Source organism: Streptomyces albidochromogenes (assembly GCF_005981925.1).
GTDB classification, from domain to species: domain Bacteria; phylum Actinomycetota; class Actinomycetes; order Streptomycetales; family Streptomycetaceae; genus Streptomyces; species Streptomyces albidochromogenes.
Window position 1 is genome coordinate 1 of sequence record NZ_VBVX01000051.1, and the last position, 21,864, is coordinate 21,864.

20 protein-coding genes and 2 pseudogenes are annotated in these 21,864 nt (G+C 71.6%); 13 read left to right on the forward strand and 9 right to left on the reverse strand.

Translation table 11 applies throughout. From position 1 onward, the window contains the following. Window positions 1-168 precede the first annotated feature (168 nt). The 4 genes and pseudogenes from E2E34_RS36325 to E2E34_RS09800 all read right to left on the reverse strand — a co-directional run bounded on the left by E2E34_RS36325 (window position 169) and on the right by E2E34_RS09800 (window position 4,751). On the reverse strand, window positions 169-981 hold the full coding sequence (locus E2E34_RS36325) for an ATP-binding cassette domain-containing protein (RefSeq protein WP_439333675.1): 813 nt from the start codon (window positions 979-981) through the stop codon (window positions 169-171). A 321-nt stretch (window positions 982-1,302) separates the two neighbouring features. Continuing rightward, window positions 1,303-3,546 (reverse strand): annotated as a pseudogene (locus E2E34_RS36330) (Tex family protein); the annotation flags it as partial. A 94-nt stretch (window positions 3,547-3,640) separates the two neighbouring features. Continuing rightward, window positions 3,641-3,787, reverse strand: coding sequence for an LPFR motif small protein (locus E2E34_RS36965; RefSeq protein ID WP_167367988.1), 147 nt, complete (start codon window positions 3,785-3,787; stop codon window positions 3,641-3,643). 103 nt (window positions 3,788-3,890) lie between these two features. Beyond that, complete coding sequence (locus tag E2E34_RS09800) at window positions 3,891-4,751, reverse strand: SCO6745 family protein (protein ID WP_138901516.1); 861 nt, start codon at window positions 4,749-4,751, stop codon at window positions 3,891-3,893. A 110-nt stretch (window positions 4,752-4,861) separates the two neighbouring features. Between E2E34_RS09800 and E2E34_RS09805 the strand changes: the two genes are divergently transcribed. Both E2E34_RS09805 and E2E34_RS09810 read left to right on the forward strand, forming a co-directional pair. After that, on the forward strand, window positions 4,862-5,872 hold the full coding sequence (locus tag E2E34_RS09805) for a GlxA family transcriptional regulator (RefSeq protein ID WP_138901517.1): 1,011 nt from the start codon (window positions 4,862-4,864) through the stop codon (window positions 5,870-5,872). Between the two features lie 73 nt (window positions 5,873-5,945). Beyond that, complete coding sequence (locus E2E34_RS09810; RefSeq protein ID WP_138901518.1) at window positions 5,946-6,584, forward strand: DJ-1/PfpI family protein; 639 nt, start codon at window positions 5,946-5,948, stop codon at window positions 6,582-6,584. Here E2E34_RS09810 and E2E34_RS09815 read toward each other — a convergent pair. Continuing rightward, on the reverse strand, window positions 6,571-7,350 hold the full coding sequence (locus E2E34_RS09815) for an enoyl-CoA hydratase/isomerase family protein (RefSeq protein ID WP_138901519.1): 780 nt from the start codon (window positions 7,348-7,350) through the stop codon (window positions 6,571-6,573). The two genes, E2E34_RS09810 and E2E34_RS09815, sit on opposite strands and share 14 nt — an antisense overlap. 82 nt (window positions 7,351-7,432) lie before the next feature. Between E2E34_RS09815 and E2E34_RS09820 the strand changes: the two genes are divergently transcribed. Next, window positions 7,433-8,032, forward strand: a complete 600-nt coding sequence (locus E2E34_RS09820; protein ID WP_138901520.1) for an HdeD family acid-resistance protein — start codon at window positions 7,433-7,435, stop codon at window positions 8,030-8,032. Between the two features lie 94 nt (window positions 8,033-8,126). Continuing rightward, window positions 8,127-8,606, forward strand: a complete 480-nt coding sequence (locus tag E2E34_RS09825) for an ATP-binding protein (protein WP_138901521.1) — start codon at window positions 8,127-8,129, stop codon at window positions 8,604-8,606. Here E2E34_RS09825 and idi read toward each other — a convergent pair. The 4 genes and pseudogenes from idi to galE all read right to left on the reverse strand — a co-directional run bounded on the left by idi (window position 8,572) and on the right by galE (window position 12,330). Continuing rightward, on the reverse strand, window positions 8,572-9,165 hold the full coding sequence (idi, locus tag E2E34_RS09830; protein WP_138901522.1) for an isopentenyl-diphosphate Delta-isomerase: 594 nt from the start codon (window positions 9,163-9,165) through the stop codon (window positions 8,572-8,574). The genes E2E34_RS09825 and idi overlap by 35 nt on opposite strands. A 137-nt stretch (window positions 9,166-9,302) precedes the next feature. Beyond that, window positions 9,303-10,010 (reverse strand): annotated as a pseudogene (locus E2E34_RS09835) (class I SAM-dependent methyltransferase); the annotation flags it as partial. A 252-nt stretch (window positions 10,011-10,262) separates the two neighbouring features. Then, window positions 10,263-11,204 carry a cation diffusion facilitator family transporter gene (locus tag E2E34_RS09840; RefSeq protein ID WP_138901523.1) on the reverse strand — a complete coding sequence of 314 codons (942 nt, stop codon included), beginning with the start codon at window positions 11,202-11,204 and terminating at the stop codon, window positions 10,263-10,265. 142 nt (window positions 11,205-11,346) lie between these two features. Further along, on the reverse strand, window positions 11,347-12,330 hold the full coding sequence (gene galE / locus E2E34_RS09845; protein WP_138901524.1) for a UDP-glucose 4-epimerase GalE: 984 nt from the start codon (window positions 12,328-12,330) through the stop codon (window positions 11,347-11,349). 250 nt (window positions 12,331-12,580) lie between these two features. On the opposite strand from galE, the gene E2E34_RS09850 reads away from it, so the two are divergent. The 9 genes from E2E34_RS09850 to hpnD all read left to right on the forward strand — a co-directional run bounded on the left by E2E34_RS09850 (window position 12,581) and on the right by hpnD (window position 21,804). Then, complete coding sequence (locus E2E34_RS09850) at window positions 12,581-14,350, forward strand: DUF5941 domain-containing protein (RefSeq protein ID WP_138901525.1); 1,770 nt, start codon at window positions 12,581-12,583, stop codon at window positions 14,348-14,350. Further along, window positions 14,347-15,084 carry a phosphocholine cytidylyltransferase family protein gene (locus E2E34_RS09855; protein WP_138894317.1) on the forward strand — a complete coding sequence of 246 codons (738 nt, stop codon included), beginning with the start codon at window positions 14,347-14,349 and terminating at the stop codon, window positions 15,082-15,084. Before E2E34_RS09850 ends, E2E34_RS09855 begins: the two co-directional genes overlap by 4 nt. Further along, window positions 15,072-16,133 (forward strand): iron-containing alcohol dehydrogenase family protein, encoded by a 1,062-nt coding sequence (locus E2E34_RS09860; protein ID WP_138901526.1) that lies wholly within the window; start codon window positions 15,072-15,074, stop codon window positions 16,131-16,133. Before E2E34_RS09855 ends, E2E34_RS09860 begins: the two co-directional genes overlap by 13 nt. After that, window positions 16,111-16,890 (forward strand): CDP-alcohol phosphatidyltransferase family protein, encoded by a 780-nt coding sequence (locus E2E34_RS09865; protein ID WP_138901527.1) that lies wholly within the window; start codon window positions 16,111-16,113, stop codon window positions 16,888-16,890. The genes E2E34_RS09860 and E2E34_RS09865 overlap by 23 nt, the downstream gene beginning before the upstream one ends. Before the next feature lie 62 nt (window positions 16,891-16,952). Continuing rightward, window positions 16,953-17,798, forward strand: coding sequence for a glycosyltransferase family 2 protein (locus E2E34_RS09870; RefSeq protein ID WP_138901537.1), 846 nt, complete (start codon window positions 16,953-16,955; stop codon window positions 17,796-17,798). Window positions 17,799-17,892: 94 nt separating this feature from the next. Continuing rightward, window positions 17,893-18,828 (forward strand): ABC transporter permease, encoded by a 936-nt coding sequence (locus tag E2E34_RS09875; RefSeq protein WP_138901528.1) that lies wholly within the window; start codon window positions 17,893-17,895, stop codon window positions 18,826-18,828. Next, window positions 18,821-19,606 carry an ABC transporter ATP-binding protein gene (locus E2E34_RS09880; protein ID WP_138894321.1) on the forward strand — a complete coding sequence of 262 codons (786 nt, stop codon included), beginning with the start codon at window positions 18,821-18,823 and terminating at the stop codon, window positions 19,604-19,606. Before E2E34_RS09875 ends, E2E34_RS09880 begins: the two co-directional genes overlap by 8 nt. 330 nt (window positions 19,607-19,936) lie before the next feature. Next, window positions 19,937-20,839: a squalene synthase HpnC gene (gene hpnC / locus E2E34_RS09885; protein WP_138901529.1), complete on the forward strand. Its 903-nt coding sequence runs from the start codon at window positions 19,937-19,939 to the stop codon at window positions 20,837-20,839. Window positions 20,840-20,883: 44 nt separating this feature from the next. Further along, a complete protein-coding gene (hpnD, locus tag E2E34_RS09890) occupies window positions 20,884-21,804 on the forward strand; it encodes a presqualene diphosphate synthase HpnD (protein WP_244315598.1) in 921 nt (306 codons plus the stop codon). Window positions 21,805-21,864 lie beyond the last annotated feature (60 nt).

Genomic DNA, 21,864 nt, shown 5'->3' on the forward strand with positions numbered 1-21,864 from the left:
GCGCGGGGCTTTGCCCGGCCCCTTTCGGCCGGCGGGGGGGCGCCCTGTGGGCGCGGTTCCCAGGCGCCGGACGGGCCGGTACGGCAAGTGAGGCGCGGAGGCCGGGCGTCGAACGCGTGGCCCCGCCCGGCGACCGGGTGCCGGGGGACGTGTCCCCCGGCGGGCCGGTCAGAGTTCGGTCACCTTGCCTGCCGCGACCTCGACGCGGCGGGTCGTACGGACCGCGTCCAGCATGCGGCGGTCGTGGGTCACCAGCAGGAGCGTGCCCTCGTACGAGTCGAGTGCGGACTCCAGCTGCTCGATCGCCGTCAGGTCCAGGTGGTTCGTCGGCTCGTCGAGGACCAGCAGGTTGACGCCCCTGCCCTGGAGCAGCGCGAGCGCCGCCCGGGTCCGCTCCCCCGGCGACAGGGTGGTGGCCGGGCGCAGGACATGGGCGGCGCGCAGGCCGAACTTGGCCAGCAGCGTGCGTACTTCCGCCGGCTCCGTGTCCGGCACGGCCGCGCAGAACGCTTCGAGGAGCGACTCCGAGCCGTAGAACAGGCCGCGCGCCTGGTCGACCTCGCCGACGACCACGCCGGGCCCGAGCGCCGCGTACCCCTCGTCCAGCGGGAGGCGGCCGAGGAGGGCCGCGAGCAGCGTGGACTTGCCCGCGCCGTTGGCTCCGGTGATCGCCACGCGGTCGGCCCAGTCGATCTGCAACGACGCCGGGCCGAACGAGAAGTCGCCGCGCCGGACCGCCGCGTCGCGCAGCGTGGCCACCACCGCGCCGGAGCGCGGGGCGGCCGCGATCTCCATGCGCAGCTCCCACTCCTTGCGGGGCTCCTCGACGACGTCGAGACGCTCGATCATGCGCTGCGTCTGGCGCGCCTTGGCGGCCTGCTTCTCGCTCGCCTCGCTGCGCACGTTGCGCCCCAGCTTGTCGCTGTCGGTGGCTTTGCGGCGGGCGTTCCTGACGCCCTTGTCCATCCAGCCGCGCTGCATCTGGGCCCGGCCTTCGAGCGCGGACTTCTTGTCGGCGTACTCGTCGAACTCCTCGCGGGCGTGCCGGCGGGCGGTCTCGCGCTCCTCCAGGTACGCCTCGTAGCCGCCGCCGTACAGCTTGATCTGCTGCTGGGCGAGGTCGAGCTCCAGGACCTTGGTGACGGTGCGGGTGAGGAACTCCCGGTCGTGGCTGATGACGACCGTGCCGGCCCGCAGGCCCGAGACGAAGCGTTCCAGGCGCTCCAGACCGTCGAGGTCCAGGTCGTTCGTGGGCTCGTCCAGGAGGAAGACGTCGTACCGGGACAGGAGCAGCGAGGCCAGGCCCGCGCGGGCGGCCTGGCCGCCGGACAGGGCCGTCATCGGCTGGTCGAGGCCGACGGTCAGGCCGAGGCTCGCGGCGACCTCCTCGGCGCGCTCGTCGACGTCCATGACCTTGACCCGCACCACGTCGCCCGGCTTCACCACGTCACGCGGGTCCTTGACGAACGTCTTCGACAGCGCCGACACATGCACGAGCCCGTCCTGGTGGACCCCGACGTCCACGAACGCCCCGAAGGCGGCGACGTTCGTCACCACGCCCTCCAGGATCATCCCGGCCGCCAGATCGCCGATCTTCTCGACGCCCTCCTTGAAGGTCGCCGTCCTGAACGCGGGCCGCGGGTCGCGCCCCGGCTTCTCCAGCTCCTTCAGGATGTCGGAGACGGTCGGCAGCCCGAACTTGTCGTTCACGAAGTCACCGGCCCGCAGGGTCCGCAGCACCGCCGTGTTCCCGATCAGCGTCCCGACGCCGCTGCCCGCCGTCTTCACCATCGCCCGCACCACCGGGTACGCCTCCGGGTGCACGCTGGACGCGTCCAGCGGGTCCTCGCCGCCCTGGATGCGCAGGAAGCCCGCGCACTGCTCGTACGCCTTCGGGCCGAGCCGCGCCACCTCCTTGAGTCCCTTGCGCGACCGGAACGGGCCGTTCGCGTCCCGGTGCGCCACGATGTTCTCGGCCAGCCCGGAGCTGATGCCGGAGACACGCGAGAGCAGCGGCGCGGAAGCGGTGTTGACGTCGACGCCCACGCCGTTCACGCAGTCCTCGACCACCGCGTCGAGGGAGCGCGACAGCTTCACCTCGGACAGATCGTGCTGGTACTGCCCGACACCGATCGACTTCGGGTCGATCTTCACCAGTTCGGCGAGCGGGTCCTGGAGCCGCCGCGCGATGGACACGGCGCCGCGCAGCGACACGTCCATGTCCGGGAGCTCCTGCGAGGCGAACGCGGACGCCGAGTAGACGGACGCGCCCGCCTCCGAGACCATCACCTTCGTCAGCTTCAGCTCGGGGTGCTTGGCGCACAGTTCCCCGGCGAGCTTGTCGGTCTCACGGGACGCCGTTCCGTTGCCGATGGCGACGAGTTCGACGTCGTGCTCCTTGGCGAGCCGCGCCAGCGTCGCCAGCGACTCGTCCCACTTGTTGCGCGGCACGTGCGGGTAGATCACGTCGGTCGCCACGACCTTGCCGGTGCCGTCCACCACGGCGACCTTCACGCCCGTACGGAAACCGGGGTCGAGCCCGAGCGTGGCCCGGGTCCCGGCCGGCGCCGCCAGCAGCAGGTCCCGCAGGTTGGCGGCGAAGACCCGCACCGCCTCGTCCTCCGCCGCGGTGCGCAGTCGCAGCCGCAGGTCGATCCCGAGGTGCACGAGAACCCGGGTGCGCCAGGCCCAGCGCACGGTGTCGGCGAGCCACTTGTCGCCGGGGCGGCCCTGGTGAGAGATCCCGAAGCGCCGGGCGATCATGTTCTCGTACGCGGACGGCACGGCCGCCTCCGAGGACGGCGACGAGGCCGCCGAAGGCTCCTCGGGCTCCAGCACCAGGTCGAGTACGTCCTCCTTCTCGCCCCGCAGCATGGCGAGCACCCGGTGCGACGGCAGCGCGGTGAAGGGCTCCGAGAAGTCGAAGTAGTCGGCGAACTTGGCGCCGGCCTCCTCCTTCCCCTCCCGTACCTTCGCCACCAGCCGCCCGCGCGACCACATGCGCTCACGCAGCTCACCGATCAGGTCGGCGTCCTCGGAGAAGTTCTCGGTGAGGATCGAACGGGCCCCGTCGAGCGCGGCCTGCGCGTCGGCGACTCCCTTGTCCGCGTCCACGAACGCGGCGGCGGCCGCGAGCGGTTCCACCGAGGGGTCGGCCAGCAGCCCCCGGGCCAGCGGTTCGAGCCCCGCCTCGCGCGCGATCTGCGCCTTGGTACGCCGCTTGGGCTTGAACGGGAGGTAGATGTCCTCCAGCCGGGCCTTGGTGTCGGCGGCCCGGATCCGCGCTTCGAGCGCCTCGTCGAGCTTGCCCTGCTCCCGTACGGACTCCAGGACGGCGGTACGCCGCTCCTCCAGCTCCCGCAGATACCGAAGCCGTTCCTCGAGCGTGCGCAGCTGCGCGTCGTCGAGCATCTCGGTCGCTTCCTTGCGGTAACGAGCGATGAACGGCACGGTCGAGCCGCCGTCGAGCAATTCGACGGCGGCTCGGACCTGCCGCTCTTGTACGCCGAGTTCCTCGGCGATCCTGCCTTCGATGGACGTCGTCACGATGTTCCCGACTCGCCTTCTCCTGCGGGCTGTGCTTGAGCCTGCATTGTGCAGGGTCGTCGGGTCCCGTGTCGCGCGCGCCCCGGCCGGGCCGTCAGGCGCGGCGCGCTCGTCCGCCGCCCCTGGACGCGGTGCTGGACGCGCCTCCGAAGAGCTTGGCGACCAGCCGGAAGGGCAAGGTCACTACCGTCGCGATGGCCGAGCCGATCATCCGGAGTCCATCTGCAATCGCACGCAACACGTTGTACCTCCTGCTGTCTCGGTGCCCGACACACTTTGCGTTGTCCGACACAGCACGGGTGTCCGTCATCGCGCCGCGCAAACACCCCGGGGCCGGGGCGATGTCACTTGCCGGTGAGATCCGCGGGGAACGCGCCGTTGCCCAGCGCGGCCCCCAGGAAGCCCCGCCCGAGTTCCGTGAGCCGTTCGGTGCCCGCCGCGCCCAGGTGTTCGTACGGCGCCGCGTCGAGCCGGTCCGTGGTGTCCTCCAGGCCGGCGCGCAGCGCCGTGCCCGCCTCGGTCAACTCGCCGTCGGCGTCCAGGAGTCCGCGCTCCCGCAGCCGGGCCGAGGCCGCGTCCCAGTCCGTACGGTTCCAGCCGCGCGTCGCCAGGGTCCAGCGCGGCGACATGCCCTTGCCGGTCGCCGTGTGGCTGACCAGCGCCTCCAGCGGGTCGAGCCCGGCGGCGAGCAGTGCGGCGAGGTGGCCGTCGCCCCGGTGCTCGCGCAGCAGCGTCGCGGCGTGCCAGTAGGCGAGGTGGGGCTGCTCGGGTACGGGCAGGTCGGCGTGGGCGGCGTAGAGGGGGCGCGCGTGCCGGGTGCACGCCTCGGTGGCGCGCAGGGCGAGCCCGGCGGCCTCGGCCATCTCGGCGGAGGCGAGGGCCTCCTCGCCGAGCAGCCGGCGCAGCGTGGTGTCGACCGCGCGCAGCCGCGCCTCCAGTACGACCTCGGGGGACGCCGTACGCCACACCTCGGGGACGTGGCGGGCGACGAGAGCGTGGTTGAAGTTGTAGAACGCGGCGGTGATCACACCTGGGCCGACCGCGCCCATGGCGGCGCCGCGGCCCGCGAAGTAGGCGGCGTCGCTGTCCGTGACGCCCACCTCCGCCAGCTCCTTGGTGAAGTCGGGGGAGAAGTACACGGTCGAGTGCAGCGGATTGAGGGCGTTGTGGCAGCGGCGGCCGGCGCGCGCGGGCAGAGAGGTCATGGCACAACGCTACCGACTGGTCAGTACGTCGTGAAGTGCCGGGGCCGCGTGGCAGGAAAGGCGGGGTCCTCGTCATTGCGGACATCCGCGAGCCGCCGAAGGATGGACCCATGACCCAGCGATCCGTACGCAGCGTGCTCGTCGTCCTCTTCGACGGCGTCCAGAGCCTGGACGTGACCGGCCCCGTCGAGGTCTTCGCGGGCGCCGCGCTGCAAGCCGGTCACGCCGAAGGCCGCCCCGACGGCGGACGCGGCGACGCGGACGCCGCCTACCGCATCCGCACCGCCTCCCTCGACGGGGGCGCGGTCCGCACGTCCAGCGGCCTGACGCTGGTCCCCGACGCGGCCCTCGCCGACGAGCCCGCGCCGCACACCCTCCTCGTGCCCGGCGGCCCCGGCACCCGCGACCCCGACCCCCGTCTGACCGCATGGCTCCGCGCGAGCGCCCCGCGCGCCGAGCGGCTGGTCAGCGTCTGCACGGGAGCGCTGCTGCTCGCCGCCGCCGGACTGCTCGACGGCCGCAGGGCCACCACGCACTGGGCGGTGAGCGACCACCTGGCCCGCCGCTACCCGGCCGTCGACGTCGACCCGGACCCCATCTACGTACGCGACGGCGACGTGGCGACCTCGGCCGGCGTCACCGCCGGCATCGACCTGGCGCTGGCGCTGGTCGAGGAGGACCTGGGCCGGGACATCGCGCTCACCGTCGCCCGCCACCTCGTCGTCTTCCTGCGCCGCCCGGGCAACCAGGCGCAGTTCAGCGCCCAGCTCGCCGCCCAGACCGCCCGGCGCGAACCGCTCCGGGAGGTCCAGCAGTGGATCACGGAGCACCCGGCGGACGACCTGTCGGTCGAGGCGCTGGCCGGCCGCGCCCGGCTCTCGCCGCGCCACTTCGCCCGCGCCTTCCAGTCCGAGACGGGCACGACCCCGGGCAGGTACGTCGAACGCGTACGCCTCGAACACGCGCGGCGGCTCCTGGAGGACTCGGCCGACGGCGTCGAGGAGATCTCCCGCGCCTGCGGCTACGGCACCCCGGAGGCGATGCGCCGCGCCTTCGTGAAGAGCCTCGGCACCGCGCCCGCCGAGTACCGCCGCCGCTTCCGGCCGCACAACGCCGGCTGAGCACCGCCGACACACCACCACCCAGCGCGCGACAGCCCACGATCACACCCGCCCACGAAAGGGACAGCACACCATGACGCAGATCGCCATCGCCCTCTTCGACCGCTTCACCGCACTCGACGCGGTCGGCCCGTACGAGATGCTCTGCCGCCTGCCGGACGCCGAGACCGTCTTCGTCGCCGAGCGCACCGGACCCGTGCTCAACGACCGGGGCGAGCTCGCCCTGGTCGCCGACAAGACATTCGCCGACGTCACGCGCCCCGACATCGTGGTCGTGCCGGGCGGCCCCGGTCAGTCCGGCCAGATGGAGAACGAGGCGCTGCTCGGCTGGCTGCGCACCGTCGACGCCACCACCGCCTGGACGACGTCCGTCTGCACCGGCTCGCTGCTCCTCGCCGCCGCCGGGCTCCTCAAGGACCGCCGGGCCGCCTCGCACTGGATGGCTCTGGAGACCCTGAAGACGTTCGGCGCCCGGCCCACGGGGGAGCGCGTGGTCACCGACGGCAAGTACGTCACGGCCGCCGGCGTCTCGTCCGGCATCGACATGGGGCTCACCCTGCTCGGCAGGATCGCGGGCGACGAGCACGCGCAGGCCGTGCAGTTGCTCACGGAGTACGACCCCCAGCCGCCGTACGACGCCGGATCTCCGCGGAAGGCGCCGGCCGCCCTCGTCGAGGAGTTCCGCGGCAAGAGCCGGTTCATCCTCCAGTAGGTCCCGGCGTCCACGTGAAGCGGGGCGTACGGCGCTCCAGGAAGGCGGCGACACCCTCGGCGGTGTCGCCGCTGCCGCGTGCCTGCGCCGCCCAGTGCGCGTCCCGGTCGTCCCGGCCGTCGGCGAACTCCTTCGCCGCGGCCTGCGTCAGCTGCGAGCGCGACACCAGCACCCGCGTGAACTCGGCCACCCGCTTGTCCAGTTCGCCGCGCGGCAGCACCTCGTCCACGAGACCGGTGCGCAGCGCCCGCTCCGCGTCGATCAACTCACCCGAGAACAGGAGGTACTTGGCCGTCGAGGGCCCCACCAGAGAGACCAGCCGCCGGGTCGACGACGCGGGGTAGACGATGCCGAGCTTCGCGGGCGTGATCCCGAACGACGCGCCTTCCTCCGCGAACCGCAGGTCGCAGGCGGCGGCCAGCTGACCGCCCCCGCCGACGCAGTAGCCGCGTACGGCGGCCAGCGTCGGCTTGGGAAAGGCGGCCAGCGCGTCCTCCGCCCGCACGGCCAGCCCCTGCGGAGCGTCACCCGGCTCGCCGTCCCGCCCGCCTCGCTCGCGCAGCGACGAGATGTCCGCCCCCGCGCAGAACGTGTCGCCCGCGCCGGTCAGCACGAGCGCCCGCACGTCCCGGTCCCCGGCCAGCCGCTCCAGCAGCCCCGGCAGCGCCGCCCACATCCCGGCGGTCATGGCGTTGCGCTTGGCGGGATTGCTGATGACGACGGTGGCGACCCCGTCCGCGACGGTGTGGTCGAGCTGCGGCTCCATGCGCCGGATGCTATCCGGACCGTACGAACCTATGATCGGGAAGGGGCCGACAAGCTGACACCGTCGTGGTGAGGAGTCGCTCATGGCCGGTCGTGCGGGCACGCGTGAGGGCAGGAAACTCGGCCGCCGTTTCGGCCGGCTCACGGTCCTGGGTGCGATTCTCGTGCTCGGCGGGATCGTCGGCCTCCTCTACACGGGCCTGGCCACCCTCACGTCGATGATCCTCTTCGGCTGGCTGCTGCTCGTCGGCGGTCTCGTGGGGCTGCTCCAGGCGGTGCAGTCGCGCGGATCGAACTTCTTCTGGCTGGGCGTGGTGGTCGCGGCGCTGAACCTGGCGGCCGGGATCGTGGTCCTGCGCCACCCGGAAGGCACCGCCGAGGCGCTGACGATGTTCGCCGCGCTGCTCTTCCTGACCGGCGGCGTCTTCCGGCTGGCCGGCAGTGTGGTGGTGCGCGGCCCGCAGTTCGGCTGGACGCTGGTGCAGGGCGCCTTCGGCGTACTGCTCGGCCTGCTGGTGCTCTTCGACTGGCCGCACAGCAGCCTGTACGTACTCGGCTGCTTCTTCTCCCTGGCCCTGCTCTTCGACGGGCTCGGCCTGATCGCGATCGGGACGGGCGGCCGTCAGATGGTCAGTATGGTCGCGGAAGCGACACCGGCGGATCAGGAAGAGACGCACGACTGACGCAGTCATAGTCACAACGGTCAGAAGTGGTCGAATTCGGCTGACTTCTGTTCAGAAGCCCGGCCTGGACCAGCCCGTTCCCAACACTCGACGCGTGGTGACGAGAGAAGACGCACCGGCAGGGTACGAGGGAGTATGGCGCTTCACCGCCCCGGCGGCGGACGCCTCCGTACCGGAAGCCAGGCACGCCGTCCGTGATCTGCTCGACCGGCAGGGCGTACCGGTCCACGACGACGTGGCGCAGGGACTCCTGCTGATCGTCTCCGAGCTGGTCACCAACGCCGTACGGCACGCCGCGCTGCTCTCGCCGCAGCTCGCCGTCGAGGTGGCCATCGGCGCCGAGTGGATCAAGGTGTCCGTCGAGGACAACCATCCCTACCGGCCCAAGGCGCTGGAGCGGGACTACGCGCAGACCGGTGGACGCGGCCTGCTGCTCGTGCGGGAGATCACCGCCGAGGCCGGAGGGATGTGCGACGTCGAGCACACGACGGGCGGCGGCAAGGTCATCTGGGTCGCCCTGCCGCTGGCCGGGGCGGCCGTCACCAGCCCGCGGCCGGGCCCGTCAGCTCTCTGATCGCCGGGCGCGCCGCGTCCAGCACGGTCATGAACCACGCCGAGAACGGGGCCCGCGCGTGCCGCTCGGCCAGCTCGTCCGGCGTCACGAAGGATGTCTCGCCGACCTCTTCGGGGTCCGGCCGCAGCGCGCTCTGCGCCAGCCCGACGAAGAGGTGGTTGTACTCCTGCTCCACCAGGCCCGAGTCGGGGTCCGGGTGGTTGTAGCGGACCGTGCCGGCCTCGGCGAGCAGCGACGGGGAGACGCCGAGCTCCTCGTGCGTACGACGGGCCGCCGCGGCGAACGGCGACTCGCCGGGGTAGGGGTGCCCGCAGCAGGTGTTGGACCACACGCCGGGGGAGTGGTACTTGCCGAGCGCACGGCGCTGGAGCAGCAGCCGCCCGGTCTCGTCGAAGAGGAAGACCGAGAAGGCGCGGTGCAGGCGGCCGGGAGCCTGATGCGCGGAGAGCTTCTCCGCGGTGCCGATGGTATTGCCGTCCTCGTCGACCAGCTCGAGCAGGATCTCTTGCGCTGTGCCGTTCGACGAGCTGTTCGCCGCGGTGACTGGTGTGCTCGGCATGACCATCCTTCGCATCGGTTCCCGGCGTCCAAGTCTGCCGTACAAAAGCGTCTTGTCCGTACTTCGCGGACCCCACCGCATGTCCGCCCCCGCCGCGCACGACGGCGGGGGCGGACGGCCCGTCAGCTCAGGACGGCGGCCGGCCGCAGTACATAGCCGGTGTAGCCGTACTCCGTCCCGTGCTCCGCGCGCACCGCGATCTCCTCACGGGTCGCGGCGAGCGCCTGCTCCATTCCGGGCGTGGCGGGGTCGGCCGCGTCGGCGCGGGCGGCGAGCGGGCCGTAGTACTCGTCCCAGTCGCTCTCGGGCTGCTCGTACACCCCGAGGACCACGTAGCCGGCCGAGACCGCCGCGGCGGTGTTCTCGGCCCGGCCGCGCAGCGCGTAGTGCCGGTCCCAGAACGCGCGGGCGCCGGTCGACGGCTCGTCGGACGTCCACTCGCACTCGGTGACGACGAGCGCGCCGCCGGGTGCGACGAGCCGGCGCCACCTGTCCAGCGCGGTGTCGAAACCGATGCTGTAGGCGGAGCTCTCCGCCCAGACCAGGTCGAACGACCCGTCAGGGAAGGGGAGTTCGCCCATGTCGCCCTCGACGGTGCGGATCGATCCGCCGAGCCCGCGCGCCTCGGCGGCGCTCCGCAGCTCGGCCAGGAACGGCTCGTACAGGTCGACGGCCGTCACCTGCGCGTCGTACTCGGCCGCCAGCAGCAGCGAGACCCGGCCGGGACCGCAGCCCAGGTCGAGCACGCGCGGACGGTGCGGCAGAGGTCCGGCGAGGGAGAGGAGGTGACGGGTGGTGGCGTCCGAACCGGGGCCCTGGCGGGGAAGCCCGCGGTGCAGGGTCATGAATGCTTCGAACACGGCGTTGTCGGTCAACGGGGGAACCCTTTGCTGTGAGGGCTCCGGCCGAGGCGCGCGAAGTGCCGTGCGCACACGTGCGAACGGTCGCGACGAAGGGTCAGCCGAGAGCCCGGGAGTCGAGGATGAACCGGACACTGCTCGCAGCAGCATCGACCGTGACGGTCATCAACCTCAGCTCCCCTCATCGTGTCCCCGAGACCCGAATGTCTCTGCGGAAACCCTAACAGCTCGGCCACGTCAGTGGCAGAGCCTCGCCTCGTGCTCCGCGTGGCCGCTCGGTTCCAGCTGGAACGTGCAGTGCTCGACGTCGAAGTGGTCGCCGAGGCAGCCCTGCAGGGCGTGCAGCATCTTCTCGTGCCCGACCGAGTCGAGGTAGTCCTGGCTGACCACCACGTGGGCGGACAGGACCGGCATGCCCGATGTGATCGTCCAGGCGTGCAGGTCGTGTACGTCGTCGACGCCCGGCAGATCGAGTATGTGCTCCCGCACCCGCGCCATGTCCACGCCCTGGGGCGCGACCTCCAGGAGCACGCTCAGCGTCTCCCGCAGCAGCTTCCAGGTGCGCGGCACGATCATGAGGCCGATCACGAGCGACGCGATGGGGTCGGCGGCCTGCCAGCCGGTTGCCATGATGACGCCGGCCGAGACCAGCACGGTGACCGAGCCCAGCGTGTCCGCGGCGACCTCCAGGAAGGCGCCCCGCACGTTGAGGCTGTCCTTCTGGCCCTTCATCAGCAGCGACAGCGAGATCATGTTCGCGACGAGACCGACCAGCGCGAAGACGATCGCCGTCCCGCTCTTGGTCTCGGCCGGCGTGATGAAGCGGTCGACGGCCTCGAAGAGCAGGAAGCCGCCGACGCCGAGCAGCAGCAGGCAGTTGGCGAGGGCGGCGAGGATCTCGGCCCTGGCGTAGCCGAAGGTGGCCTTGGTGGTGGCCGGGCGGTTGGCGAAGTGGATCGCCAGGAGCGCCATCGCGAGGCCGAGCGCGTCCGTCGCCATGTGCGCCGCGTCGGCGATCAGCGCCAGCGAGTTGGCGAGCAGACCCCCGACGATCTCGGCCGTCATGACGGTCAGGGTGATGCCGAGCGCGATGCGCAGCCGCCCCTTGTACGCGGCGGCCGCTGTGCCGGTGGGCGGCGGCCCGCCGTGCGTATGCCCGTGATCGTGCCCAGCCCCCATGAAAGACGCCTCCCCGGTGGTGCGAATGGTCGGTCGAGGTGCCAGTGAACTACGGGCGGGGGGTATGTGCAACACGGGGCTGAACACCGTTGTCATGTGCTCTGACCTGCGGAAATGACCGCAGGTCAGAGCGACGGCAAGATCAGGACCCGGCGGCCTCGGGGTGCCGCAGGAGCCAGCCCTCCCATGCCGAGGCGACCATCTCCCGTACGCTGCGGACGGCCGTCCAGCCCAGTTCCTTGGCGATCAGGTCGGACGAGGCGACCGCCTTCGCGGCGTCGCCGGGACGGCGCGGCTCGATCACCGGGGCGAGCGCGGAACCGGTGATCTCGCCCACCAGCTCCGCCAGCTCGCGCACCGAGACGCCCTCGCCGCGGCCGATGTTGAACGTCAGGTCCGTCTGCTCGTCCCGCGCGGTGAGGGCCCGGGCGACGGACAGGTGCGCGTCGGCGAGATCCGCGACGTGAATGTAGTCACGGACACAGGTGCCGTCCGGCGTCGGATAGTCCGCCCCGAAGATCCGGGGGGCCTCGCCGCGCGTGATCCGGTCGAAGAACATCGGGACGATGTTGAAGACCCCGGTGTCGGCCAGCTCCGGCCGCGCCGCACCCGCCACGTTGAAGTAGCGCAGGGACGCCGTCGAGAAGCCGTGCGCCCGGCCCGCGGCCCGCACCAGCCACTCGCCGGCCAGCTTGGTCTCGCCGTACGGATTGATCGGCGCGCAGGGGGTGTCCTCGGGGATCAGCTCCGCCTCGGGCACGCCGTACACGGCGGCGGAGGAGGAGAAGAGGAACCGCCGCACGCCGGCCGCCGCGACGGCCTCCAGGAGCACTGTGAGTCCGTACACATTTTCCCGGTAGTAGAGCAGCGGCTTCTCGACCGACTCCCCGACCTGCTTGCGCGCCGCGAGATGTACCACACCTGTGACGCCGTGCTCGGCGAGCGTGCGGTCGAGCAGCTCCCGGTCGAGCACGGAGCCGCGTACCAGCGCGATGTCCGCGGGCAGCCGGTGCGGGATCCCGGACGAGACGTCGTCCAGGACGACCACCCGTTCACCCGCCGCCGCCATCGTCAGCGCCACATGCGCACCGATGTAACCCGCCCCACCCGTGATCAGCCATGTCATAACGGCCACCCTAGGGCGTCCCGGGACCCCCGGTGGCCGCGGTTTGTGGGGCGGGGCACTGATCCACCAAGATGATCTCGGTGGGCCGCCCGCCGTCCCGGACCGGTCTTATCGGGGCGTGAACGGGCCGTGAACTCCTGCTTCCGTACATCCGATAGCCTCTGCCGACATGCCTCCGCGCCCGTGCCGGGCCGGAATGCCGCATGCCACGCAAGGCCAGCCCCTGCCCAGCGCCAAGGAGTGAGTTCGTCTGTCGACCGCCATCCTCACCGGTCCGCCGGTACCCGGATCGCCGCTCGAGGGCGATCTGCGGTCGCTGGGATTCGACGTGCGGTGCGCCGGCGCCGCCGGGACCGCCGAGCTCCTCGACGCCGTGCCCGCCGGTGAGCGGGTCGCCCTCGTCGACCCGCGCTTCGTCGGCCACGTCCACGCGCTGCGCCTCGCGCTGACCGACCCCCGCTTCCCGGCCGCCGCGGCCCCCGGCGCGCTCACCGCGCAGCCGGAGGCCCGCGCCGCGCTGGCGCGCGCCGTACGCGGCGCCCCCGCCGGGCCCGACGCCGTCGCGGCGGCGCTCGACGCGGACGGCACCGCCGTGCGGCGGCCGGAGCTCGGCTCGCTGGTCGCGGTCGTCGCCACCGGCGAGGCGGAGCGCGAGCAGGCCCGCACCGCCGTCGCCGCCGTCGACGAGGAGGCCGTCCGGCTGCGTACGGCCGTGAAGTCCCGCGACGGGTTCTTCACCACCTTCTGCGTCAGCCCGTACTCCCGCTACCTCGCGCGCTGGTGCGCCCGCCGGGGCCTCACCCCGAACCAGGTCACCACCGCCTCGCTGATCACCGCGCTGATCGCGGCAGGCTGCGCGGCGACCGGTACCCGCGGCGGCTACGTCGCGGCCGGAGTGCTGCTGCTCCTCTCCTTCGTCCTGGACTGCACCGACGGGCAGCTCGCCCGCTACTCGCTCCAGTACTCGACGATGGGCGCCTGGCTCGACGCGACCTTCGACCGCGCCAAGGAGTACGCGTACTACGCGGGCCTCGCGCTCGGAGCCGCCCGGGGCGGCGACGACGTGTGGGCGCTGGCGCTCGGCGCGATGGTGCTCCAGACCTGCCGCCATGTCGTGGACTTCTCCTTCAACGAGGCGAACCACGACGCGGAGTCCAACACCAGCCCCACCGCCGCGCTCTCCGACCGCCTCGACAGCGTCGGCTGGACGGTCTGGGTGCGCCGGATGATCGTGCTGCCGATCGGCGAACGCTGGGCCATGATCGCGGTCCTGACCGCCGTCACCACCCCCCGGATCGTCTTCTACGCCCTGCTCGTCGGCTGCGCGCTCGCCGCCGCCTACACCACGGCCGGCCGTGTCCTGCGCTCGCTGACCCGCAGGGCACGGCGCACCGACCGGGCCGCGCAGGCGCTCGCGGACCTCGCGGACAGCGGACCGCTCGCCGAGATCGTCGCGGCCCGGGGGCCGCGCCTCAAGGGCGCCTGGACCGCCCCGGTCGTCGCCCTCGTCGGCGCCGCCGCCCTGGTGGCCGCGGCGCTCACCCAGCCCGTCGGCAGCCGCCAGGTGATCGTCGCGGCGGTCTTCTACGCCGTGCTCTCCGGCATCGCGGTCGCGCGCCCCCTCAAGGGCGTGCTCGACTGGCTGGTCCCGCCGGTCTTCCGGGCGGCCGAGTACGGAACAATCCTGATCATCGCCGCCCGCTGCGAAGTGAACGGGGCATTGCCTGCCGCCTTCGGACTGGTGTCGGCGGTCGCCTACCATCACTACGACACGGTGTACCGCATCCGGGGCGGCACGGGCGCGCCGCCCCAGTGGCTGGTGCGGACGATCGGCGGGCACGAAGGCCGGACGCTTGCGGTGGTGGTCCTCACCACCCTCCTGGCTACGCGAAACACAGACCTCACCTTGGCGCTCACGGCACTCGCTGTGACCGTGGCGCTCGTGGTGCTCACGGAGTCCATCCGCTTCTGGGTGTCCTCCGGAGCACCCGCAGTACATGACGAAGGAGAACCCGCATGATCGGCCTCGTACTGGCTGCCGGCGCCGGCCGGCGTCTGCGTCCCTACACGGACACCCTCCCGAAGGCCCTGGTGCCCGTGGACGGTGAGACGACCGTCCTCGACCTGACCCTGGGCAACTTCGCCGAGGTCGGCCTGACCGAGGTCGCCATCGTCGTCGGCTACCGCAAGGAGGCCGTCTACGCGCGCAAGGAGGCCCTCGAGGCGAAGTACGGCCTCAAGATCACCCTGGTCGACAACGACAAGGCCGAGGAGTGGAACAACGCCTACTCCCTGTGGTGCGCCCGTGACGTCCTCAAGCAGGGCGTGATCCTCGCCAACGGCGACACCGTCCACCCGGTCTCCGTCGAGAAGACGCTGCTCGCCGCCCGCGGCAAGGGCCAGAAGATAATCCTCGCCCTCGACACGGTGAAGAACCTCGCCGACGAGGAGATGAAGGTCATCACGCAGGACGGCAAGGGCGTCCAGCGGATCACCAAGCTGATGGACCCGGCCACCGCCACCGGTGAGTACATCGGTGTGACGCTCATCGAGCCGGAGGCCGCCGAGGAGCTGGCCGACGCGCTGAAGACGACGTTCGAGCGCGACCCCGACCTCTACTACGAGGACGGCTACCAGGAGCTGGTCAACCGCGGCTTCACCGTCGACGTGGCTCCCATCGGGGAAGTGACGTGGGTCGAGATCGACAACCACGACGACCTCGCGAAGGGCCGTGAGATCGCGTGCCAGTACTGACCCGGCTCATCCCGTCCCCGGTCGTCGTCGACATCAGTTGCGGCGCCATGGACGACCTGGCCGGCCTGTTGGCCGACCAGCGGATCTCCGCCTCGGGCAAGCTGGCGATCGCGACCAGCCCCGGCTCCGGGCTGGCCCTGCGCGACAAGCTCGCGCCGGTGCTGCCCGGCGCCGACTGGTACGCGGTGGCCGACGGCACGATCGACTCCGCCGTGCAGCTGGCCGACGACATCAAGGGCAAGCGGTACGACGCCGTGGTCGGCCTCGGCGGCGGCAAGATCATCGACGTCACGAAGTACGCGGCGGCGCGGGTCGGCCTGCCGATGGTCGCCGTGGCGACGAACCTGTCGCACGACGGTCTGTGCTCGCCGGTGTCCATCCTGGACAACGACAACGGCCGCGGTTCCTACGGCGTCCCGACCCCCATCGCCATGGTCATCGACCTCGATGTGATCCGGGACGCCCCGGTCCGCTTCATCCGGTCCGGCATCGGCGACGCGATCTCCAACATCTCGGCGATCGCGGACTGGGAGCTGTCCCACCGGGTCAACGGCGAGCCGGTCGACGGACTGGCCGCCGCCATGGCCCGTACGGCGGGAGAAGCGGTACTGCGCCACCCCGGCGGCGTCGGCACGGACGAGTTCCTCACGGTCCTCGCCGAGTCCCTGGTGCTCTCCGGCATCGCCATGTCGATCAGCGGTGACAGCCGCCCGTCGTCCGGCGCCTGCCACGAGATCAGCCACGCCTTCGACCTGCTGTACCCCAAGCGGGCCGCCAGCCACGGCGAGCAGGTCGGCATCGGCGCGGCCTTCGCCATGCACCTGCGGGGCGCGACCGAGCAGTCCGGGCTCTTCGCCGAGGTACTGCACCGGCACGGCCTGCCGGTGCTGCCGGAGGAGATCGGCTTCAGCGTCGACGAGTTCGTCAAGGCCGTCGAATACGCACCCCAGACCCGCCCGGGACGCTTCACGATCCTGGAGCACCTCGACCTGTCCGCAGACCAGATCAAGGACGCTTACGCCGACTATGTCAAGGCCATCAGTAGCTGAACTCCGTCCGGTCGTTCACCCCGAGGGTGTGAAGGACCGGCGCAGCGGTGAGCACTGGGCCGGGCGCATGTACATGCGGGAGATCTCGCTGCACATCGACCCGTACCTGGTGAACACCAAGATCACGCCGAACCAGCTCACGTACCTCATGGTCGTCGTGGGCGTCCTCGGCGGCGCGGCCCTGCTGATCCCCGGGCTGACCGGTGCGATCCTCGCGGTGGTGCTGTTCCAGATCTATCTGCTGCTCGACTGCGTCGACGGCGAGGTGGCCCGCTGGCGCAAGCAGACCTCGATCACCGGCGTCTACCTGGACCGCATCGGCCACTACCTCTGCGAGGCGGCCCTGCTGGTGGGCTTCGGCCTGCGCGGCGCCGACCTGTTCGGCGGCGGGCGGCCCGAGTGGCTGTGGGCGTTCCTGGGCACGCTGGCCGCGCTCGGCGCGATCCTGATCAAGGCCGAGACCGACCTGGTCGACGTGGCCCGTACCCGCAGCGGCCTGCCCGCGGTGAAGGACGAGGCCTCCGTGCCGCGCTCCTCCGGTCTGGCGCTGGCGCGCCGGCTGGCCGCCGCGCTGAAGTTCCACCGGCTGGTCGGCGGCATCGAGGCGAGCCTGTTCATCCTGGTCGTCGCGATCGCCGACTTCGTCCAGGGCGACCTGTTCTTCAGCCGCCTGGGGATCGCCGTACTGGCCGGGATCGCGATCCTCCAGACCTTCCTGCACCTCGTGTCCATCCTCGCTTCGAGCAGGCTGAAGTGACGGGCGCGGACAAGGGCGCGGGCCCGGGCGCGGACCTGAAGGTCGGGGCGGTCGTCATCACGATGGGCAACCGCCCGGACGAGCTGCGCGCGCTCCTCGACTCGGTCGCCAAGCAGGACGGCGACCGCGTCGAGGTGGTCGTCGTCGGCAACGGCTCCCCGGTGACCGGTGTCCCCGAGGGCGTACGGACCGTCGAGCTGCCGGAGAACCTCGGCATCCCGGGGGGCCGCAACGCCGGTATCGAGGCGTTCGGCCCCAGCGGGGCCGAGATGGACATCCTGCTCTTCCTCGACGACGACGGTCTGCTGGCCCAGCACGACACGGCCGAGCTGTGCCGCCGGGCCTTCGCCGCCGACCCGAAGCTCGGCATCATCAGCTTCCGGATCGCGGACCCCGACACCGGGGAGACCGCCCGCCGCCACGTCCCGCGGCTGCGCGCGGCCGACCCGATGCGCTCCTCGCGCGTGACGACCTTCCTCGGCGGCGCGAACGCCGTGCGGACCAAGGTCTTCGCCGAGGTCGGCGGGCTGCCGGACGAGTTCTTCTACGCCCATGAGGAGACCGATCTGGCCTGGCGGGCGCTCGACGCCGGCTGGATGATCGACTACCGCTCGGACATGGTCCTGTACCACCCGACGACCGCTCCCTCCCGGCACGCCGTCTACCACCGCATGGTCGCCAGGAACCGGGTCTGGCTGGCCCGGCGCAACCTGCCGGCCCTCCTGGTGCCCGTCTACCTCGGCGTGTGGCTGCTGCTCACGCTGGCGCGGCGGCCCTCCGTACCGGCCCTCAAGGCATGGTTCGGCGGCTTCAAGGAGGGGTGGACGACCTCGCCGGGACCGCGCCGTCCGATGAGATGGCGTACCGTCTGGCGCCTGACCCGGCTCGGCCGACCTCCTGTCGTCTGACAAGCTCGGGTCTGAAAGCATCGGGTGCACGCGGGACCTGGAGCCCGATCCCGCGCCCTACGCCTGCGCATCTTGAACACGAAAGTTTCAACTTGTGAGTGACACAACCCATGACGGTGCGGTCGCGACGAGCGCCCCGCCATCTCCCGACGACGGACTTACCCCGGCGGAGCTCGCCGCCAAGTACGGCCTGTCGGTGAGCGGTGCCCGGCCGGGGCTGATCGAGTACGTCCGGCAGCTGTGGGGCCGGCGCCACTTCATCCTCGCGTTCTCCCAGGCGAAGCTCACCGCCCAGTACAGCCAGGCCAAGCTCGGCCAGCTGTGGCAGGTGGCGACCCCGCTGCTGAACGCCCTCGTGTACTTCCTGATCTTCGGTCTGATCCTGGAGGCCGACCGGGGCATGGAGCGGGAGGTCTACGTCCCCTTCCTGGTCACGGGTGTGTTCGTCTTCACCTTCACCCAGAGCTCGGTGATGGCCGGCGTCCGGTCGATCTCGGGCAACCTCGGCCTGGTCAGAGCGCTGCACTTCCCGCGCGCCTCGCTGCCGATCTCCTTCGCGCTCCAGCAGCTCCAGCAGCTGCTGTTCTCGATGATCGTGCTCGTGGTCGTCGCGGTCGCCTTCGGCAGCTACCCCTCGCTGTCCTGGCTGCTGATCCTGCCCGCGCTGGCCCTCCAGTTCGTCTTCAACATCGGCCTGGCGCTGATCATGGCCAGGCTCGGCAGCAAGACCCCCGACCTCGCGCAGCTGATGCCCTTCGTGATGCGTACGTGGATGTACGCCTCCGGAGTGATGTTCAGCATCCCGGCGATGCTCGCCGACAAGGACCTGCCCGGCTGGGTCACGGACGTGCTCCAGTGGAACCCGGCGGCGGTCTACATGGACCTCATCCGGTTCGGCCTGATCGACGGATACGGCTCGGGGAACCTGCCCCCGCACGTGTGGGCCGTCGGCCTGGGCTGGGCGCTGCTCGTCGGCGCCGCGGGCTTCGTGTATTTCTGGAAGGCTGAGGAGCGGTACGGCCGTGGCTGACGACAACACGCAGGGGCGTATCCCCACGGTCATCGCCGACGACGTGCACATCGTCTACCGCGTCAACGGCGGCGCGGGCGGGCGGGGCAGCGCCACCGCGGCCCTGAGCCGCATCATGAAACGCGGCAAGGGCGACGCGCCCGGCGTGCGCAAGGTGCACGCGGTGCGCGGGGTGTCCTTCACGTCGTACCGGGGCGAGGCGATCGGCCTGATCGGTACGAACGGGTCGGGCAAGTCGACCCTGCTGCGCGCCATCGCGGGCCTGCTGCCGACCGAGCAGGGCAAGGTCTACACGGACGGCCAGCCCTCGCTCCTCGGTGTGAACGCCGCGCTGATGAACGACCTGACCGGCGAGCGCAACGTCATCCTCGGCGGCCTCGCCATGGGCATGACGCGTGAGCAGATCCGCGACCGCTACCAGTCGATCGTCGACTTCTCGGGCATCAACGAGAAGGGCGACTTCATCACGCTGCCGATGCGCACGTACTCCTCCGGCATGGCCGCGCGCCTGCGCTTCTCCATCGCCGCGGCCAAGGATCACGACGTGCTGATGATCGACGAGGCGCTGGCCACCGGTGACCGGAAGTTCCAGATCCGCTCCGAGCAGCGCATCCGCGAGCTCCGCAAGGAAGCCGGCACGGTCTTCCTGGTCAGCCACAGCAACAAGTCGATCAGGGACACCTGCGACCGTGTGCTGTGGCTGGAGAAGGGCGAGCTGCTGATGGACGGGCCCACGGACGAGGTCCTCAAGGCGTACGAGAAGGAGACCGGGCGCTAGCTCCCGGCTCGGTGCCCCCGCCGGTCGAACCAACCCGGCGGGGGTTCCGCGTGTCCGCGCCGCGCGAGCGGTCCGGCGCGCCGTACCATGCCGGAATCGTCAACTCCCGTCGCGTTCGGGAAGGTTGAGGCATTTAGCGGCCTTGTTGTGATGCGCCCGGCACCCCGGCGCGGTGTCGGTCGTTGTACAACGTAAGCTGTAGCGGCGGGCGGCGTGTCCGAAATGGGATGTATTAGGTCGACAGTGTAGAACGGGAGATGTGACGGCAATGGCTATGGAACCTCTCCGGCTCGAAGACGCTTCCGCCGTCCCCGCACCGGGCAGCCCGCGATGACCGGAACCCGGCAGGTGCGCACCGGCGCACCCACGCGCTCGACCCTGGACAAGGCCGCCGACGAGAACTTCCCGGTGGCTCCCTTCTTTCTGCCGCGCGCCTGGCGCGACGACCTGATGGCCGTCTACGGGTACGCCCGCCTCGTCGACGACATCGGCGACGGCGACCTCGCCCCCGGCGGCGCCGACGCCCGTCTGCTCGGCCTCGACCCCGCCCTCGCCGACGACCGGCTGGTGATGCTCGACGCCTTCGAGGCCGACCTGCGCCGCGTCTTCGCCGCCACGGGCGACGGCCCCCGCCACCCGCTCCTGCGCGCCCTCGTGCCGACCGTGCGCCGCCGCTCGCTCACCCCCGAGCCGTTCCTCGGACTCATCGAGGCCAACCGGCAGGACCAGCTCGTACGCCGCTACAAGACGTACGACGAGCTCCTCGCCTACTGCGAGTTGTCGGCGAACCCCGTCGGCCGGCTGGTCCTCGGGATCACCGGCACCGCGAGCCCCGAGCGGATCCGCCGCTCCGACGCGGTCTGCACCGCCCTGCAGATCGTCGAACACCTCCAGGACGTCGCCGAGGACCTCGGCCGCGACCGGATCTACCTGCCCGCCGACTCCATGGCGCGCTTCCACGTCGACGAGACCGACCTCGCCGCCCCGTCCGCCAACGCGTCGGTGCGCTCCCTGATCGCGTACGAAGCCGAGCGCGCCGGGCTGCTGCTCGACGACGGCAAGGCGCTCGTGGCCAGTGTCGACGGCAGGCTCAAACTGCTGCTCGCCGGCTTCGTCGGCGGCGGGCGCGCCGCTCTCACCGCGATCGCGGCCGCCGGCTACGACGTGCTTCCCGGACCGCCCAAGCCCACCAAGCTCAGCCTGCTGCGCGCAGCGGGAGCTGTCTTGCGATGAGACCGAAGAGAGGGGTGAGCCGGCCCGTGGAAGGACTCGTGCAGATGTCCGCACCGGTACTCGCCGCGTACAGCTACTGCGAGGCCGTGACCGGACAGCAGGCGCGCAATTTCGCGTACGGCATCAGACTGCTGCCGGCCGACAAGCGCAACGCCATGTCCGCGCTCTACGCGTTCTCGCGACGCGTGGACGACATCGGCGACGGCGTGCTGGACCCCGGCGTCAAGCAGGCACGCCTCGAAGAGACCCGCGCGCTGCTCGACCGCGTCCGGGCGGGCACCGTCGACGACGACGACACCGACCCGGTCGCCGTGGCGCTGTCCGACACCGCGCGCCGCTTCCCGATCCCGCTGGAGGGGCTCGACGAGCTCATCGACGGGGTGCTCATGGACGTACGCGGCGAGACCTATGAGACCTGGGACGACCTGAAGGTCTACTGCCGGTGCGTCGCGGGCGCCATCGGACGGCTCTCGCTGGGCGTGTTCGGCACCCAGGCCGGCGCGCGCTCCACCGAACGCGCAGGGGACTACGCCGATACGCTCGGCCTCGCGCTCCAGCTCACCAACATCCTCCGTGACGTCCGCGAGGACGCCGCGAACGGCCGGACGTACCTGCCCTCCGACGACCTCGCCAAGTTCGGCTGCTCCGCCGGATTCCGGGGTGCCACGCCCCCCGCGGGGTCCGACTTCACCGGCCTCGTCCACTTCGAAGTACGCCGGGCCCGCGCCCTGTTCGCCGAGGGCTACCGGCTGCTGCCGCTGCTCGACCGGCGTTCCGGCGCCTGCGTCGCCGCCATGGCCGGCATCTACCGGCGGCTCCTCGACCGCATCGAGCGCGAGCCTCTGGCCGTGCTGCGCGGCCGGGTCTCGCTGCCCGGACACGAGAAGGCGTACGTCGCCGTGCGCGGCCTCTCGGGCCTCGACGCCCGCACCATCTCCCGCACGCAGGTCAGGAGGCGGGTCTGATGGGGCCCGCCACGGCGGGCCGCACGCCGCCGCACACCGGTGGGGCAACCCCCCGGCGGC